Here is a 16,956-nt window from a genome sequence, read left to right on the forward strand (position 1 = left end):
CTTTTCCCCACCACCCTTATAGCCATACACCACATAAAAAACGTGGCGGCAGCACGGCAGGGCAGATGAGTCTTTTCCACCTGATTCTCGTGGCAATCATTCAGGGAATAACTGAGTTTTTGCCCATTTCGTCTTCGGGTCACCTGATCCTGCTGCCGAACTTGTCGGGCCTTCAGGATCAGGGTCAGGCCATAGACATCGCGGTGCACGTGGGAACCCTTGGAGCGGTCGTTCTGTATTTCTGGGCGGATGTGAAGCAGGCTCTTGCCGGGGTGCCGCGCGCCCTGACCGGCCGGACAGATACGCCGCAGGCCCGTTTGGCTCTTGGTCTGATCATTGCGACACTTCCAACCGTGATTGCAGGTCTGATTCTGCATCTGACCGGGTTAAGCGAGGCCATGCGTTCGATCGCTGTAATCGGGTGGACGATGCTGGGCTTTGGCCTGCTGCTTTATTGGATTGACCAGAAAGGCCCCCAAAAGAAAGAGGCGTCTGATTGGGGTATTCGCGATGCTTTCGTCATGGGGCTGTGGCAGGTTCTTGCGCTGATCCCCGGAACATCGCGGTCCGGGATCACCATTACAGGGGCACGTCAATTGGGCTATACCAGAGAAGACGGCGCGCGGATTGCCATGCTGATGTCAATCCCAACCATTCTGGCCTCTGGCACACTGCTTGCACTGGATGTGATACGCGACGCTGATGCGCAACTGGCCCGGGATGGGGCCATTGCCGCGGCATTTGCTTTTGTCTCAGCACTATTGGCGCTTAGCCTTATGATGCGACTGCTGCGCAGTGTCAGCTTTACGCCCTATGTGATCTACCGCGTCATTCTGGGCGCAGCATTGTTGTTCATGGCCTACAGCTGATCAGATACGCAGGTTTTTCGCCGAGTTCTGAATGTCGTCATACTGCCCCGATGGGCGGAATTTCCAAAGATATTCCGGCAGCACCGATTCCAGAGTGGTCGGCGCAATGCCTAGGTCCGCAAAGGACTTGGCCCCGTCAGATACCACGTTGTCATGACGCAGATTCCTGACCTGATCGCGGGTCAGAATGTTGTTCGAGAACAGCTGGAAGCTGACGAATTTCGCAATATCCAGCACGCCCGCCATAATCCGGGCAGCAAAGAACGGCAGACCGACAATGATGCGCCGCCGGTGGATCACTTCAAGCATCTGCTGCATCAGGGCGCGGAAGGTTTTCACTTCCGGTCCGCCAAGCTCGTACACGCCCGGCTCTGCCTGCCCCAGAATACCTTTGACCGCTGCCTGGGCCACGTCGTCCACGTAGACGGGTTGGAATTTGGTCTCGGCACCAACCACTGGCAGGAACGGACCCATGCGGGTCATCCCGGCAAATCGGTTATAGAACTGATCCTCGGTACCGAAGATTACAGATGGGCGAAGGATCACCGCATCCGGTATGTGCTTCAGCACACCTGCCTCGCCCAGCGCTTTGGTCCGGGCATAATCGCTGGCCGCGTTTGCATCCGCACCGATGGCCGAAATATGCACCATTCGACCAATGCCCTGCTGTGCGGCCAGGCGCGCAATACGCTCGGCCCCTTCGGCCTGAACGGCATCAAACGCGTTCTTGCCCAGTTCATTCAGCACACCTACGCAGTTCACCACGACATCGGCGCTCTGCATCGCCAGCGCGACCGAGGCGTCATCGCGGATATTGCACAGCACAGGCTCAACCTGTCCCACGACGCCGTAGGGTTTCACGAACATGGCTTCGTTCGGGCGTCGTACAGCCACCCGCACACGCCACCCCTCACTCGCCATACGTCGCGCGATGTAGCGACCGACAAATCCCGATCCGCCATAAATCGTCACCAGTTTCGACATGAGAGGGCTCCTGCTGAGAAATTGCGCTCTAGAACTAACGCTCGCAGGCCAGCCAAACAAGGCACTAATTCGCCGCGCCGGTCATGAAATACTCAGGCCAAAATCTCAGTTCGAAAACCGAATTCAAAAAACTTTCAAAATTCATTCAGAATCCGGTTGACGCCCCCCGCCAGTCAGCTTAAACGCCGCTCCACGACACCTGCCCAGGTGGCGGAATTGGTAGACGCGCTAGCTTCAGGTGCTAGTGTCCGTATGGACGTGGAGGTTCGAGTCCTCTCCTGGGCACCATTACTTCCCCAAAAATATATAAATTCCAAGAACTTAGCGGAAATTTCAGACCTGTAAAGGTGACACAAGAGGTGACGCAATGCCTCTAATCATCTTTGAAGCAGAAGCGATTCTGATCATGGCTAGATACACTGAACAAAAGAACTCCAATGGTGTTTGGTAATTTCGTAGGCGTGTTCCCCAAGACGTTCGAAAGCACTACCCCAAGCTAAGCAAGCGAAACAAACTCAATTTTGCTCTCCAAACGAAAGACCCCAAGGAAGCGACTGTTCTGGCTCAGAGAAAAGCCACCGAACAAGATGGGTTCTGGAAAAGTGTCAGAAGGGCCGAAAGAGTATTTCAGGTTGATGGGAAAAGACCCAGAAAGCAGGCAGGAAATGGTCGCGCTCGAATAGTCTGCCTGACGTCAGACAGAGGTTGAAAATGCCCAGTCCGAGAACAAAAGGAGGCACCATCATGGCGATGGCGGCGGGATTATCGATAAGGGCGGATATTTCTTTGGTGGCAAATAGCGGCAACTTTCTTCTCCGTTGTTTTGCGACGGAAAAGTGTGCTCCTCAGCAACAGGTACTTTTGATCACTGTCGGTGGAATGAATGCATACCCGGCAACATTGCAGATCGTTCAGACCTGAGTGGGTAACGCAGAGGTTCGAAATCTGGCAGGCGGTTGCCCGATCTCTTTCTTGAATGCGCGACTGAACGCTGCTTCCGAGGAATACCCACTCAGATCCGCGGCCTCGGCAACACTGACACCTTTCTCTACCAACGCGCTGCGGGCAATCTGCATACGCCATGCAGTCACATATTGCATCGGTGTGATCCCAAGCTTCTCGGAAAACCGCATTGCGAAACTTGTCCGAGACAATGCCGCCCTGTTGGCCAAAGAATCGACACTCCACTGCGCTGTCGGGTCATTATGGAACGCCGTCAATGCGCGGGTAAGATAAACATCGGCGAAACCTGCGAGTTTCCCCCCTGTTCTGGCGGTATCTTCGATATGGCACCGGATAGCCTGCGCAAAAATCGCCTCTGACATCTTCAGCGCAATCAAATCACCTCCAAAACGGCCGAACCCTGCCTCGGACCCTATCACGCGCAACGTCGCTTCCAGCCAATCGCTGGCCTCGGCGCCATAATCCCGGATGACAATGCTTGGCGGCAATCGGTCAAGCAACAGATGCCTTGATCCTTCGGCTAGTGAAAAATGACCACAAATCAGCTGGTTCTCCATGTTGGGGTCGTTGCCGCCATACACCAGAACACCCTTACCATCATAGCCGGACCTTTCCAGCACGTCATCCAGCGGCAAGGCGTCTTCCGGGCCCGAAACACGACAATTCAACGTATGTGCCGCCCCGTGTGGAACCAGGATAAGATCGCCTTTGGTAAGGCGTAGCGCCCGATCTTCTCCTGCGACGCGCACTACGCACTCACCGCGATGTACATAGTGGAACCGGGCCACGTTCTGAAACGCCGGCACCTGGATCCCCCAGGGCTGTTCGCTAAGGCTGGTGCGGAAATACAGTGTCCCCTTGAGCGACAGGCGGGTCAGAATATCACTTAGCAGATCAAGCATGGTTGCTGATATTACCAAGAGTTCGATATCTGTCTACATGTTCGAACGATAGGGCATGTCTTCTGGACGGCAGGCAATTCAAAGACAAGGCAAACTGTACGCATATCAGGGCTTCAATCAACTTTGGAGATTCCAGATGAAAACCGTTTTCCTTTCTGCTGCTCTTGTCGTCGTCGGCTATGCTGCTGTTGCAGATGAGAACAAGATGAACGATCTTGAAATCGCGCATACAGCGTATACTGCCGGTGAAATCGACATCCGCTATGCGCATCTTGCTCTTGCTGTGTCCGACAATAACGACGTTCGGGATTTTGCGAACACAATGATCCGTGATCATGCGGCCGTGAACCAAGCTGCAGGGGCGTTGATCCAACAACTGAATGTAACGCCCCAGGACAACGCCCTCAGCCAGGCCCTGGTTAAAGGTTCGGTCGAGAAACGCGATGAGCTGAGCGGGCTGCGCGGTAAAGCCTTTGATTGCGCCTACGCTCAGAATGAGCTCGCCTATCATCAGATCGTGAACAAAACGGTTGAGGACGAGTTCATCCCCAACACCACCGTTGAGCCGCTCACCAACCTGCTGCAGGATGCTCTTGCCACATTCAAACAGCATGAAGGCCACGCCGAACAGATGGTGTCTGGGCTGGATTGCGGCTGATGGCTGTACTGTCACGCAGAAAGTTTGGTGCCGTACTGGGTGCGGCACCGCTTACTCTCCTGGCTGGCGCATTGGGTGCGTCCGCCGGGGCAACCAGCCATCAGATTTCTATTCGCAAATTCAAGTTCGCGCCTGAGAAACTCGAAGTTTCGGTCGGTGATGAGGTGATCTGGACCAATCTGGACATCGCGCCTCACACCGCAACGGAACAAGAGATGCAAGATTGGGACACCGGGCCTCTAGAGCGGAACGAAAAGGCAGCCGTGGTATTCGACAAACCCGGGGTTTATGCCTATTTCTGCGTGTTTCACCCGCATATGAAGGGGGTTATCGTAGTGAAAGATTAATCAGCGGCTACACGCGGGGAACTGAGCGTCGCCGTGCTTTGATTTCTTCATCAGAGTCACCTCATTCATCCGTAAAAACCTACTTCTAAACGCCCCAAATTTTCGGTGAGATTACCACCCGGCGCGTCTGTTCAACCCGCGGCCGAAGAATACGAAAATCACACCTGCAAGAACGAGGGAGTGTCGGAGGCAGAGTATACGTGCGAAGTTGCCGTGATATTCGGCGGCGGACCAATTCCATTCCTAAAATCCTGCTGTTTTGTCACGTTTTCCTTTTGGATTGAAATAACGCGTCGCACCCGAAGAATTCGCACGCCATTATGCGCGGCGCCTTCAGATGCACTGGTTGGTCACCGCAGGGTTATTGTGTTGAATTCGGGCCTTCAGGATGTTTTCTGCTTTGGCCTTCTTAAGAGGATTACGGGTCTATTTCCCCACGATCAGCTGGTGGGTGCGGTCTCTGAAATCACAGATTTGAATCGATGTTTCTGGATGCGATTTTGCGAAAAACGACCAAAAGTTCACGGTTGTTTACTCCAACAGCTTGGAACGCGTTGCCGACTTTGGCCCCAAGATTGTGGCCGGAATTGGAGTAAATTTGGTTTATATCTGCGTTTATGCCTCAATTTTGGCGACGGAGAGCGGCCGCTATTCAACTTGTTGTTATATTGAAGAGAAATGTCGATCACAAAGGCGTTATATTTCCGATTTCCGTTGCGGCACCCTTGGTACCTTACGCCCTGTTCAGTGATGTGAATTGTGGCACGGCTTTGAAGCCCAAGCCGTCTATGGCATTTGCCAAGCGAATCCCTATGCCGCCCGCATTCCGAGGAGTGATGGTGTTCGCAAAAGGGCCATTACGGTTCATTCGCCGCAGTTACGTCAGATGGGCCATAAATGCCTCGACCACACGCTCATACACATCGCGCTTGAAGGGCACGATTTCCGCGATCAGCCGGTCGGGCTCTTGCCATTTCCAGCGGGTGAACTCCGGGTGGTCGGTTTCGATGTTGATCTGATCGTCGGTGCCGGAGAAACGTAGCAGGAACCATTTCTGTTCCTGCCCGCGATAGCGGCCTTTCCAGATGTGGGGCACGATGTCATAGGGCAGGTCATAGGGCAGCCAGCCCTCGGTTTCGGCGATGATTTCGACCAGATCAGCCGTGACCCCGGTTTCTTCCCACAGCTCGCGCAGGGCCGCGACGCGGGGGTCTTCGCCCTTGTCCACACCGCCCTGCGGCATTTGCCAGGCGTCCGCGTGGCGGTCGTTGCGCTGTCCCACGAAAATCTTGCCCTCGGCATTCATCAGCATCAGCCCGACGCAGGGGCGATAGGGCAGTTTGGCGATTTCTTCGGGGGTCATGCGCGGCCTCATCGGGTTGTTCCGCCCACCTCTAGCAATCACCGGCGCTACAGCAAAGAGGGTGACGTGGGGTTTCGCGTGACAAAGTTGACGCGAACGTCAATCTAGCGGGCAAATTCAGGAGGGAGAGTTCCGCCATGACTGCGTACCCGAATATGCTGGCCCCGCTGGATCTGGGCTTTACCACGTTGAAAAACCGCGTGCTGATGGGCTCGATGCATACGGGGCTTGAGGAGACCGGCGACTGGAACCGGGTGGCCGAGTTCTATGCCGACCGGGCGCGGGGCGGCGTGGCCCTGATGGTGACGGGCGGGATTGGTCCGAACCTTGAAGGCTCGGTCCTGCCGGGGGCTTCGATGATGGTGAGCGACAAGGATGTGGCGCACCATTCCATCGTGACGCAGCGCGTCCATGAAGCGGGCGGCAAGATCGCAATGCAGATCCTGCATGCGGGGCGCTATGCCTATGGGCCGAAATGCGTGGCCCCCAGCCCGGTGAAATCGCCGATCTCTCCGTTCCCGCCCACTGAGCTGGATGAAGAGGGCATCGAGAAGCAGATCAGCGATATCGTCAACGCCGCCGTACTGGCGCAAAAGGCGGGTTATGACGGGGTCGAGATTATGGGGTCGGAGGGGTACTTCCTGAACCAGTTCCTTGTGACCCATACCAACAAGCGCACCGACCGCTGGGGCGGGTCTTATGAGAACCGGATGCGTCTGCCGATCGAAGTTGTACGCCGCACGCGCGAGGCGGTGGGCACCGACTTCATCATCATCTACCGGCTGTCGATGATCGATCTGGTCCCCAACGGCTCGACCCATGACGAGGTGGTGCAACTGGCGCAGGAGATCGAAAAGGCCGGGGCCACGATCATCAATACCGGCATTGGCTGGCACGAGGCGCGGATTCCCACGATTGCCACCAGCGTGCCGCGCGCGGCCTTTGCCTGGGTGACCAAGAAGCTGATGGGCAAGGTGGGGATACCGGTGATCACATCGAACCGGATCAACACCCCCGAGGTGGCCGAAGAGGTTCTTTCGACCGGCTGCGCCGACATGGTCTCGCTGGCCCGCCCGATGCTGGCGGATGCGGATTTCGTGGCCAAGGCGATTGAGGGTGAGGCCGCAAAGATCGCGCCTTGCATTGCCTGCAATCAGGCCTGTCTGGATCACACGTTCAGCGGCAAGCTGACCTCGTGCCTCGTGAACCCGCGCGCCTGTCATGAGACCGAACTGGTGATTGAACCGGCCAAAACGCGCAAATCCATTGCCATTGTGGGCGCAGGTCCTGCCGGACTGTCGACCGCAATGACTGCGGCCCAGCGCGGCCACGATGTTACCCTGTTCGACCGCGCTGATGAGGTCGGCGGGCAGCTGAACATGGCCAAGCAGGTGCCGGGGAAAGAAGAATTCTGGGGTCTTGTCGACTGGTACCGCACCATGATGGATGAACTGGGCGTGAAAGTGGAACTGAACCGCGAGGTAGGCGCAGATGACCTGACCGGCTTTGACGAGGTGGTCATAGCCACCGGTGTCAGCCCGCGTGATCCGCAGATACCAGGGCAGGATCGGGACAACGTCCTGAGTTACATCGACGTGCTGCGCGGCAAGGCCGAGGTTGGCAAGTCTGCTGCCGTGATCGGGGCCGGTGGCATCGGCTTTGATGTGTCCGAATTCCTTCTGGAAGAGGGTCACAGCGCCACGACCGACCTGCCGCTATGGATGAAGGAATGGGGCGTGACGGACCCGGCTGAACACCGCGCAGGGTTAGCGCCCGAGGGGCCGCAACCCAGCGCACCCGCGCGGCAGGTCACCCTGTTGCAGCGCAAGAAGCAGGCACATGGCAAAGGTCTTGGCAAAACCACCGGCTGGATTCACCGGGCAACGCTGAAGATGAAGAACGTCAATTTCGTGGGCGGCGTGAATTATGAGCGCATCGATGATGACGGCCTGCATGTCAGCTTTGGCGAAGAGCGCGCAGACCCGACGGTGATCGCGGCCGATACCATCGTGCTGTGTGCCGGTCAGGTGTCCGAACGGTCACTGGCGGACGCGCTGATCGAGCGGGGCATCACCCCCCATGTGATTGGGGGTGCGGATGTCGCCGCCGAGCTGGACGCCAAGCGCGCGATCAATCAGGGCACGCGGCTGGCGGCGGAATTCTGATCGCCAAGTTTAGCGTTTCCTAATCGGACAGCGCGAGTTTTGCACCCAGTGCGCCAAAGGCCGTTGCAAAACTCCGCCTGATCCACTTCATCACCGTTGGACGGCTGATCACATAGTCGCGGGCCAGCGCTGCGCAGGCCCCGTATCCGACGAAGACAACAAAGGTCATGGCCATAAAGGCCAGGGCCAGCTGGATCAGCGCACCTCCTGCGTTCGCCGTGTCGGCTGGCAGAAACTGCGGCAGAAACGCCAGAAAGAACAGCGACAGCTTGGGGTTCAGCACGTTGATGAGCGTTCCGGTGATGGCAATCTTGAAACTGCTTTTCGCGGTCTTGTCGGCGGTGACATCCAAGGCGCCGCCACTCCTTAGAATGCCCCAAGCCATGTAGAAAAGGTAAATGACACCAAGGTATTTCACGAGCTGAAACGCCACGGCACTGGTGTGCAGCAATGCGGCAAGCCCGACGATACTGGCCACGGCAGCGGGAACGATTCCCACTGTGCATCCGACCGCGGCGGCAACGCTGGCCCGGAAACCGCGGCCCAGGCCAACGGCCAGTGTGTAGATGACACCGGTGCCCGGCAGCAGCACGACGATCATGGAAGTGATGAAGAATTCCAGTGACATTCAAACCCCCTGCAAATGCGCGCAGGGTCGCGAACATCCGCAAAGATGTAAATACCGATCGGTCAGGGAACAGGGGTTACGGCCCGGTGTTGCCGTCGGACGGGGTGGTGAAACTTGGCTTTGCAAAGGGTTTTCGGGGTTCCGCGCCCCCGGCCAAAAGACCGACAAGGACGGAGACGGAGAAAACGGATTTCCTGACCCCTTCTGTGGTCACAAAAATGCCATTCTAAGATGAACAGAAACGAAGGATTGCGCGGAAAATGCAGTATCGCAGGGTTCGGGGCCGGTTTGGAAACCACTGTTTCTGCGTTTCTGATACGCAAACGATCCGATTCAAATCCCTGATATTATCCCATGTATGCCCCGATTCCGCCCAGATTCAGAGCGATAGTCGGGTTGGAAATCAAGATCTGGGGAACGAGAATGGACCGACTGACCGAAATGGAAGCCTTCGCCAATGTGGTGGACCAGGGTGGCTTCACCGATGCGGCCAAGAAGATGGGCATCTCCAAATCGGCCGTGTCCAAACACGTCTCGAGCCTCGAAGCGCGTCTGGGAGCCCGGCTGCTGAACCGCACCACGCGCCGGGTGTCGCCGACAGAAATCGGCCTGGCCTATTATGACCGCGCGCGTCGCGTTCTGAATGATGCGGGTGAAGCGGATTCGCTGGTCACATCGATGCAATCGGCCCCGTCCGGACTGCTGCGCATCAGCGTAGCCACGGATTTCGGTGTCAATCACCTGTCGCCGGTCCTGTCCGATTTCCTGGCCGTCTACCCCGACATCACCGTGAACATGGTGCTGAACAACCGCTATGTCGAACTGATTTCCGAAGGATTTGATGTGGCCGTGCGCATCGGTGAGCTGGAAGACAGCACGTTGCGCGCCCGCAAGCTGACCGAAACGGTCAAACGCATGGTCGCCGCGCCCAGCTATATCGAACGGTTCGGGCGCCCGCAGAAGATCGACGATCTGAACGAACACAAGTTGCTGCACTATTCCAGCCAGTCGTCAGGCAATGTCTGGAAACTGACCGCACCGTCCGGTGAAAAGCGTCAGGTGCGCACCGCGGGCTGGCTGAGCGTGAATGACGGCCAGTCGCTGCTGAACGCGGCCATCTCGGGGCTGGGGATCGCGTATCTGCCCAGCTATCTTTATGCCGAAGCGTTGAAATCGGGGCGGGTTGTCGATGCCATGCCGTCCCTGCCGGACGAGGTACAGGGCATTTACGCCGTTTATCCGCCCGGCCGCTTCACACAACCCAAAGTACGGGCCTTCATCGATTTTCTGGTCGACGCATTCGAAGACAAAAGCCCGATGGATTGGTAGTTTCTCCCTGAAGACCAACCTTTGGCCCGCATGTCAAAGTGCGGGCCTTTTTTTATGAACCGATCACCGTCAGGCCGATGGATCGCGCGGAAGAGCGTAGGCTTTCCATCAATACGTTCTGGCCCGGCGGCGGCGTTTCGGCATTGCGCGCCAGCAATGCGATATCGCGATTGGCATTGGGAATGGACAGCGGGCGCAGCCGTACTTCGTCGCGGTAAATGCCCTGTCTGCGGGCAAACAGATCCGGCAGTACCGCAACCCCAACCCCCGAGGCCGCCATCAAGACAATGGAATCAAGCGTTGTGCCTTCATATTCATCCGAAACCACGCCACCGCATTCGGCTGCCAGCGCATAGACGATGCGCGACAGGCGGTGGCTTTGGTCAAGGGTCAGGAACAGCCGGTTCTGCAAGTCGGCCGCTCTGACGCCCTGTGGGTCCTGCGCCAGAACGTCGTCAACGGCCACCGCAACCCAGAGGGGTTCGTTGAACAAGCGGTGCTGAACGGTATTGGGGTGATCCTCGGGCGTTGACAGGATCAGGTCAAACCGACCGGATTTCAGGCCCTGTTCCAGATCGCGGGTGTTTTCCTCGCGCACGACAATGCGTAATCCGGGGCGCAGGCGGTGCACCTCTTTGATGGCTTGCGGCAGCAGGTACGGCCCGATCGAAGGCAAAACGCCCAGTCGCAACCTTCCTCCGACAGGCATATCGTTGGTCATGGCGTGGCGCAGGTCCTTGACCTCGGCAAGGATCTTTTGCGCGCGCGAGATGAACTCTTCCCCCTTTGTGGTCACCTGAATTCCACCACGGTTGCGGTCAAAGATCCGAACGCCAAGCTCTTGTTCTACGGTTGCAATTTGCGCCGACAGGCTGGGTTGACTGACATTCAGCACCTCGGCGGCCAAACTGAACCGCCCGAGGCGGCTGACCGTGACGATGTATTCCAATTGGCGCAGGGTTGGACGCATTTCATAGCCTGAAACTATATTAAGCTTATAAAGATAGTATTTGGCGAAATCAATTTTGCAAGGCACCTAGCCCTGAAACGAGGGATCAGGAGACAAGTATGCCCGGAGTGATCGAGACGCTGTCCAGCAACCTGCTGGTGCCCACCATATTGTTTTTTGCCCTAGGGCTTCTGGCCGCTTTTGTGCGCAGCGATTTGTCTATCCCGGCGGGCGCGGCCAAGTTCATGTCGCTTTACCTGCTGCTGGCCATCGGGTTCAAAGGCGGTGCCAGCCTTGCCGCGCATGGCATCCACCTGCAACTGTTCCTGACCCTGCTGGGCGGCGTGGCCCTGTCCTTTACCATCCCCTTCGTGGCCTTTGCCCTGCTGAGGGTTATGACACGGCTGGATGCGTTAAATGCAGCGGCGGTCGCAGGGCATTACGGCTCGATTTCGATTGTCACCTTTGTCACCGCCACCAGCCTGCTGGATCTGGTGGGATTGACCCATGACGGGTTCATGGTGGCGGTTGCGGCAGCGATGGAGGTGCCGGCCATTCTGTCGGCGCTGTGGCTGGCGCACAAGACCAGCGGCAATGGCGTCAAGGATGACAAGCTGTGGCGTGATCTGCTGGCCAATGGATCGATTGTGCTGCTGACCGGGGCGTTCCTGATCGGAGCCATAACCGGGGGTGAAGGCATGCAGATGATCGCGCCTTTCATCGTAACGCCTTTCACTGGCATCCTGTGCCTGTTCCTGCTGGATATGGGGCTTTCGGCTGGGCGCAGCCTGATCAGCAATCGCGACAAACTGTCGGTTGGCCTGTTCGCCTTTGGCGTATTGATGCCCCTGATCGGCGCGCTGATGGCCTGGGCCGTCGGTGCGGTGATCGGATTGCCGCAAGGCAGCCTGTTCCTATTCATGGTGCTGTCGGCCTCGGCGTCTTATATCGCGGTTCCGGCCGCCATGAAAATCGCACTGCCAAAGGCCGAGGCCGGGATTTATCTGACCCTGTCGCTGGGTGTGTCGTTTCCGTTCAACATCACGGTCGGACTGCCGCTCTACCTGTGGTGGGTCAGTTGACGAGCAAGACCGCCTCGACCCGGCGGTTCAGCTCGCGCCCTTCGGGGGTTGCGTTCGAGGTAAGCGGGGACAGATAGCCGACGCCCTGCGCCTCGATCCGGTCAGCGGCCACGCCATGCGCATCAATCAGACGGGTGCGGACCGACTCGGCCCGGCTTTTGCTGACCGCGATATTGGCCTGCAACGCGCCGGTGTCATCGGTATGCCCCACCAGCGCCAGGCGCATCTTTGGATTTTCGGCCAGATACCCGGCCAGCAGGGTCAGAGAGGCATATGTCCCCTCGTCCAGCGCAACCTCACCGGTTGGAAAATGCAGATCGTCCAGTATCACGTGACCCGATGTTGCCAGCGCCTCAAGCAGCCCGCCCGACCCCTCGACAGCCTGTTCGATCACGACCGGAACAGGGTCTGGTGCATTCTGGGGTGTGACGCGGATCATCTGGACATACCCGTCCGGAGGGTTGCGGCTGACCAGCAGGCTGAGGGCAACAGCCCCCTTGGTGGCCGACAGGAAACGGTAATCCTGAATGGCGACATACATGTCCGGGGTCGGAACGACCTCGGTGCCAAAGCGGAAATCGAAGCCGCCACAGGCGCGGGCATCACATTCGAACAGAATCTTGTAGCCCTGCGCCTCGATCTGGTCGCGCAGCGGCGTCAGAAGCTGAAGGGTTGTGCTTGAGCCCGCCTGAAGCCGCCACGTGTAGCGTTCAACCCGGCCTTCGAGGGTGTCAGCAGGCACCGCGCCATTCGCATAAGGCCCCGTTGGCAGGTCATAGCTGTCCAGCGGCGAGGTACGGTCGCTGATCTGGCGGGCGCTGGCTGGCAGGGTCAGGTCCTGCGCCAGAACCGGCCCCGCCAGCAGCGTGGCAATGAGGGCGGCTGATCGGATCATCGAAACTGCGCGTGATACTCGGGGTTGGGCACCATTGCCGTGGCACTGGCCACCCGGTTGGACATGTTGAAGAACCCGGCGACATTGGCAATGTCCCAGATATCGCGGTCGGAAAAGCCTGCGTCGCGCAGACGCTGGCGGTCGGGCTCTTCGATCTCGGCGCTGGCGGTTGTCATTTTGGCGGCAAAGTCCAGCATTGCGCGCTGCCGGGGCTCGATCGGGGCAACACGGTAGTTCATCACCAGCATCTCGCCCAGTTGCGGGTTGCCCGAAAGCTGCCGGACCGCCGCGCCGTGTGCCACCAGACAGTAGAAGCACTTGTTGATCGACGATACGACCACGGCAATCATCTCGCGCTCCAGCTTGGACAGGCCGCTGTTGGCCAGCATCAGATCATTATACATCGCCGTGAACGTGTTCAGCTTGTCGATATCGAAGGCGTTTGCCTTTAGCACATTCGGCACTATGCCCAGCTTTTCGACACAGATATCGAAATACTTCTGCGTTTCCGGCGGCAGTGGATCGACCATGGGCAGGTTCAGCGCGGTGGGCATGTCTTTCTGTGTCATGGCGACCCCTTTTGTTCAGACAAGGTGACGGTAATGGTATTCACTGGCGATCTCCATCCCGAGGGCGCAATAGAGACCGTTGGCACCTTCATTGGCCTTGGTGCAGATCACAGTGAAGGTTTGAGCACCGTTGTCACCTGCCCAAATCGCCGCGGCGCGCATGGTCCACTGACCCAGCCCCTGACGGCGGTGCGCGGGCAGGATTTCAAGCGCATGCAGCATCGCGACATCGCCATGCATCGCCACGAAGGCTGCCCCGCTGGGTTGGTCGTTGTGGCGCAGCAGCAGACCGGTTTTGGGACCCTTCGCGCGCTCCATCACCGCCAGACGTTCGGGCCCGATCCCACCAGCCGCCCAGATTTCGCGCATGATTTCAAGCGGCTCCCAGACCGAAAACACCATGACCGGAGGGATCGGCTGATCGGTGAGGTGAGAGACGGGGCACGTATAGATGTTGACCGGATCAAGGATGTCATATCCCCGTTGCGCCAGCTTTGCATCCAGCGCCTCATCCCCCGGGCGCAGGCAGAAGATGGATTTCTGCCCCATGGCCTGCATCGCGGCCTCGGCCGCGTCGATATCTGCATCACTGGCCGGGGCCAGCGCATTGGCTGCAGAAACACGCGAGCCGCCGCCCTGCCCTTCGCGCAGCTGAAACGGCCCCAGCCTGCGATACCGCGCGGCAGGCCATGTGCCGTCGACGATGTCCGCCCAGTCGCCGCTCAAAGCGCAAGCTCTTTCGCCAGACGGGTCATGGCCGCGTCAATCCGACTGCCATCGGTGCCGCGCACCACCACGTTGGCCCCGAAGGCCCCGTTGATCTGAAACGGATAGCAACCGATGGACAGATCGCTGAAATCCTCGGCCAGCGCGGACAGGTTTGCGGCGATATCGCCTTCGCCCCGGTCCACGCGCAGGGTTTGCGACAACAAGGGGCTGCCACCGGTCAGTGTGGGCAGGACGCTGGCGACCATGGCCTGAAACACCAGCGGTACCCCGGCCATCACATGCACGTTCTTCAGGGTGAAACCCGGCGCCGTCGAGACCGGATTGTCGATCAATGTCGCGCCATCCGGGATACGCGCCATGCGCAGGCGGGCAGCGTTCAGTTCCAGCCCGGATTTGTCGTAATGCGCCTGCAACAGCGCGCACGCGTCGTCGCGAATGTCAATCGGGGTGTCAAAGGCGCGCGCAATGCAATCGGCGGTAATATCGTCATGGGTCGGGCCGATGCCGCCGCTGGTAAAGACGGTGTCGTGGCTGTCAGACAGCGCTTTGACCGCCGCTTCGATGGCGGGGGCGTCATCGCTGACGATGCGGACCTCTTTCAGATCGATGCCGTGTTTTGCCAGCTCCTGCGCCAGATAATGCATGTTTGCATCGCGGGTGCGGCCCGACAGGATTTCATCCCCGATCACCAGCATTGCTGCGGTTGGATTGGCCATGGCGCGGACTCCTCTTGATCGTCTTCAGGGGCAGGTATAGGCCGTGAGACATGCGTTTTGGAACCCCTCTTGTCCCCGCCCGCCTGATCCGTCGCTACAAACGCTTTCTGGCCGATTGCCGTTTGGAAGACGGGCACGAAGTGACTGCCCATTGCGCCAATCCGGGATCCATGATGGGGCTGGCCGAACCGGGCCAGTTGATCTGGCTTGAGCCCAATGACGACCCGAAGAAAAAGCTGAAATTCGGCTGGCGGCTGGTGGATCACGAAAACGGGCATTTCACCGGGGTCGATACTTCCGTCCCGAACCGCGCCCTGCGGGCAGCGCTTGAGGCGCGCGAGATCCCCGAGCTGGCCGCTTATGACACCGTCCGGCCCGAGGTGAAATACGGGCAAAACAGCCGTATCGATTTCCTGCTGAGCGGCCCCGGCCTGCCAGATGCCTATATCGAGGTCAAAAGCGTGACGCTGTCCCGCCAGCCCGGTCTGGCCGAGTTCCCCGACAGCGTCACCGCCCGCGGCACCAAACATCTGGGCGAGCTGGCACAGACGGCAGCGCAGGGGCACCGGGCGATCATGCTGTACCTGGTGCAACGCACCGATTGCAACCGGTTCGCGCTGGCCGCGGATATCGACCCGGTCTATGCAGCGGCCTTTGAGGCGGCACAGGCGATGGGGGTAGAGCGGATGATTTGCGGGACGCGGATTTCGCCGGATGGGGTTTGGGTTGACGTCAGTACCTTTCCTGTAATCAACCAGCATGACCCTGGCCTGCTGACGTAGCCCAAAATGCGCGCGATTGACTAAGGAGCACTGATTGAGACTGTTTGGCGCGCGTCTAAGACGCAGCAACCGCTTGTGCCATGAGTTTCAAATGCCTCATATCTGTACCGCAGCACCCTCCTATCACTGAAATTGACGGGTTGTTATGCACGACGTCCGCAATCTCTTGCCCAAGCACATGGGGGTCACCTTCGTCTAATTCCTCGGCCTCATCCAGTTCCGCATGAGAGCAACTTGATGCGTTTGCGACAACGCCTCTTAGTCTTGGATGGCGATTTAGCGCATCGGAAAAGTGGGTCGGATGGGCACAATTGACCATGAAGAACTGCGCAGCCGCATCCGTGGCGACATCGATTTGATCCAGCGCGTCTACAAGCTTTGTTCCATCAGCCAGACACCCGTCGGTTTCAACAACCAATGACATCACTATCGGTAGTCCAAAATCCTGCGCAGCCAGAATGCAGCCCGCTGCTTCGCTAGGTCTGTTGAACGTATAAGCTGTCACCAAGTCGACACTGGTTTGTTTCAAAACGGCAAGCTGCGCACTGTGATACTGACGGGCATCATCGATCGACATGGCCGGAACGTCCGCATAGGGATCGTGGCGTGGGCCGACGCAAGCAGAAACCAAAACGTCATCTCGACCAGCGCTCTGACGCACGTCTTCCATTAACGCGACAGCATCCCGGTTTATTTCATCCAGTTGTTCAGCGTCGTAACCCAGAGGAGCAGCCCGATCAGCATTGGCCATCCAAGTCGGTGCATCAAGTATGCAACCCACCTCCATCTCGCCCGCCAACTGAACAAGCGCGTGCATCTGACCTGCAAGGACAGAACGGGTTTCTGGGTTCTCTAGCAATGGAAATGAGGCAAATCCCGGCAAATCTATGCCGTGGTTAAAGATCAGATCCGTGCCAGTTCCGGCAAAAACCAAATACTTCTTGTCTGTCTCGTGCGGGAGCTGTCGTGGCACTTCAGTGCGCTCCTTAGTTGTTGGAGTTCATCGCAACAATAACAGGGCAGAGG

The 16,956-nt window shown here is 58.2% G+C and carries 18 protein-coding genes and 1 tRNA gene; 8 read left to right on the plus strand and 11 right to left on the minus strand.

The window, feature by feature from the left end:
* The first annotated feature begins 65 nt into the window (after positions 1–65).
* Entirely contained in the window at positions 66–869 is an 804-nt protein-coding gene (locus ACR0EK_RS08110) for an undecaprenyl-diphosphate phosphatase (protein WP_480538274.1), read from the plus strand.
* On the opposite strand, the gene ACR0EK_RS08115 is transcribed toward ACR0EK_RS08110, so the two are convergent.
* Positions 870–1,853: a complex I NDUFA9 subunit family protein gene (locus tag ACR0EK_RS08115; RefSeq protein ID WP_480920489.1), complete on the minus strand. Its 984-nt coding sequence runs from the start codon at positions 1,851–1,853 to the stop codon at positions 870–872.
* 201 nt (positions 1,854–2,054) lie between these two features.
* On the opposite strand from ACR0EK_RS08115, the gene ACR0EK_RS08120 reads away from it, so the two are divergent.
* Positions 2,055–2,141: transfer RNA gene (locus tag ACR0EK_RS08120), tRNA-Leu, on the plus strand.
* Positions 2,142–2,458: 317 nt separating this feature from the next.
* Here the strand turns inward: ACR0EK_RS08120 and ACR0EK_RS08125 are convergent.
* Positions 2,459–2,659 (minus strand): hypothetical protein, encoded by a 201-nt coding sequence (locus ACR0EK_RS08125; protein WP_480773101.1) that lies wholly within the window; start codon positions 2,657–2,659, stop codon positions 2,459–2,461.
* A 105-nt stretch (positions 2,660–2,764) separates the two neighbouring features.
* Positions 2,765–3,718 carry an AraC family transcriptional regulator gene (locus ACR0EK_RS08130; protein WP_480967735.1) on the minus strand — a complete coding sequence of 318 codons (954 nt, stop codon included), beginning with the start codon at positions 3,716–3,718 and terminating at the stop codon, positions 2,765–2,767.
* A 136-nt stretch (positions 3,719–3,854) separates the two neighbouring features.
* On the opposite strand from ACR0EK_RS08130, the gene ACR0EK_RS08135 reads away from it, so the two are divergent.
* Both ACR0EK_RS08135 and ACR0EK_RS08140 read left to right on the plus strand, forming a co-directional pair.
* On the plus strand, positions 3,855–4,376 hold the full coding sequence (locus tag ACR0EK_RS08135; RefSeq protein ID WP_480484586.1) for a DUF4142 domain-containing protein: 522 nt from the start codon (positions 3,855–3,857) through the stop codon (positions 4,374–4,376).
* Entirely contained in the window at positions 4,376–4,723 is a 348-nt protein-coding gene (locus ACR0EK_RS08140; protein ID WP_480967736.1) for a cupredoxin domain-containing protein, read from the plus strand. Before ACR0EK_RS08135 ends, ACR0EK_RS08140 begins: the two co-directional genes overlap by 1 nt.
* A gap of 877 nt (positions 4,724–5,600) precedes the next feature.
* Here ACR0EK_RS08140 and ACR0EK_RS08145 read toward each other — a convergent pair.
* Positions 5,601–6,086: an RNA pyrophosphohydrolase gene (locus tag ACR0EK_RS08145; protein WP_480967737.1), complete on the minus strand. Its 486-nt coding sequence runs from the start codon at positions 6,084–6,086 to the stop codon at positions 5,601–5,603.
* 137 nt (positions 6,087–6,223) lie between these two features.
* Here ACR0EK_RS08145 and ACR0EK_RS08150 point away from each other — a divergent pair, with 137 nt between their 5' ends.
* Positions 6,224–8,251 (plus strand): FAD-dependent oxidoreductase, encoded by a 2,028-nt coding sequence (locus tag ACR0EK_RS08150; RefSeq protein ID WP_480898545.1) that lies wholly within the window; start codon positions 6,224–6,226, stop codon positions 8,249–8,251.
* Positions 8,252–8,270: 19 nt separating this feature from the next.
* Here the strand turns inward: ACR0EK_RS08150 and ACR0EK_RS08155 are convergent, their stop codons facing one another.
* Entirely contained in the window at positions 8,271–8,879 is a 609-nt protein-coding gene (locus ACR0EK_RS08155) for a LysE family translocator (RefSeq protein WP_480586794.1), read from the minus strand.
* Between the two features lie 423 nt (positions 8,880–9,302).
* Between ACR0EK_RS08155 and ACR0EK_RS08160 the strand changes: the two genes are divergently transcribed.
* Entirely contained in the window at positions 9,303–10,208 is a 906-nt protein-coding gene (locus ACR0EK_RS08160) for a LysR family transcriptional regulator (protein ID WP_209505110.1), read from the plus strand.
* Between the two features lie 52 nt (positions 10,209–10,260).
* On the opposite strand, the gene ACR0EK_RS08165 is transcribed toward ACR0EK_RS08160, so the two are convergent.
* On the minus strand, positions 10,261–11,178 hold the full coding sequence (locus ACR0EK_RS08165) for a LysR family transcriptional regulator (RefSeq protein WP_480484577.1): 918 nt from the start codon (positions 11,176–11,178) through the stop codon (positions 10,261–10,263).
* 98 nt (positions 11,179–11,276) lie between these two features.
* On the opposite strand from ACR0EK_RS08165, the gene ACR0EK_RS08170 reads away from it, so the two are divergent.
* Positions 11,277–12,239, plus strand: a complete 963-nt coding sequence (locus ACR0EK_RS08170) for a sodium-dependent bicarbonate transport family permease (protein ID WP_480898548.1) — start codon at positions 11,277–11,279, stop codon at positions 12,237–12,239.
* On the opposite strand, the gene ACR0EK_RS08175 is transcribed toward ACR0EK_RS08170, so the two are convergent.
* From ACR0EK_RS08175 to ACR0EK_RS08190, 4 genes are read right to left on the minus strand one after another with little or no spacing between them, the layout of a single operon-like run.
* Complete coding sequence (locus ACR0EK_RS08175; protein ID WP_480547228.1) at positions 12,232–13,134, minus strand: OmpA family protein; 903 nt, start codon at positions 13,132–13,134, stop codon at positions 12,232–12,234. The two genes, ACR0EK_RS08170 and ACR0EK_RS08175, sit on opposite strands and share 8 nt — an antisense overlap.
* Positions 13,131–13,703: a peroxidase-related enzyme gene (locus ACR0EK_RS08180; RefSeq protein WP_480898551.1), complete on the minus strand. Its 573-nt coding sequence runs from the start codon at positions 13,701–13,703 to the stop codon at positions 13,131–13,133. Before ACR0EK_RS08180 ends, ACR0EK_RS08175 begins: the two co-directional genes overlap by 4 nt.
* Before the next feature lie 15 nt (positions 13,704–13,718).
* Entirely contained in the window at positions 13,719–14,429 is a 711-nt protein-coding gene (locus ACR0EK_RS08185; protein ID WP_480898553.1) for a GNAT family N-acetyltransferase, read from the minus strand.
* Entirely contained in the window at positions 14,426–15,148 is a 723-nt protein-coding gene (locus ACR0EK_RS08190; protein WP_480487056.1) for a competence/damage-inducible protein A, read from the minus strand. The genes ACR0EK_RS08185 and ACR0EK_RS08190 overlap by 4 nt, the downstream gene beginning before the upstream one ends.
* Positions 15,149–15,198: 50 nt before the next feature.
* Between ACR0EK_RS08190 and sfsA the strand changes: the two genes are divergently transcribed.
* Positions 15,199–15,930: a DNA/RNA nuclease SfsA gene (sfsA, locus tag ACR0EK_RS08195; protein ID WP_480898556.1), complete on the plus strand. Its 732-nt coding sequence runs from the start codon at positions 15,199–15,201 to the stop codon at positions 15,928–15,930.
* 55 nt (positions 15,931–15,985) lie between these two features.
* Here sfsA and ACR0EK_RS08200 read toward each other — a convergent pair whose 3' ends face one another.
* Positions 15,986–16,903, minus strand: coding sequence for a homocysteine S-methyltransferase family protein (locus tag ACR0EK_RS08200; RefSeq protein ID WP_480898557.1), 918 nt, complete (start codon positions 16,901–16,903; stop codon positions 15,986–15,988).
* Between the last annotated feature and the right edge of the window lie 53 nt (positions 16,904–16,956).

The sequence above is a fragment of the Ruegeria sp. AE4 genome, from assembly GCF_056542185.1.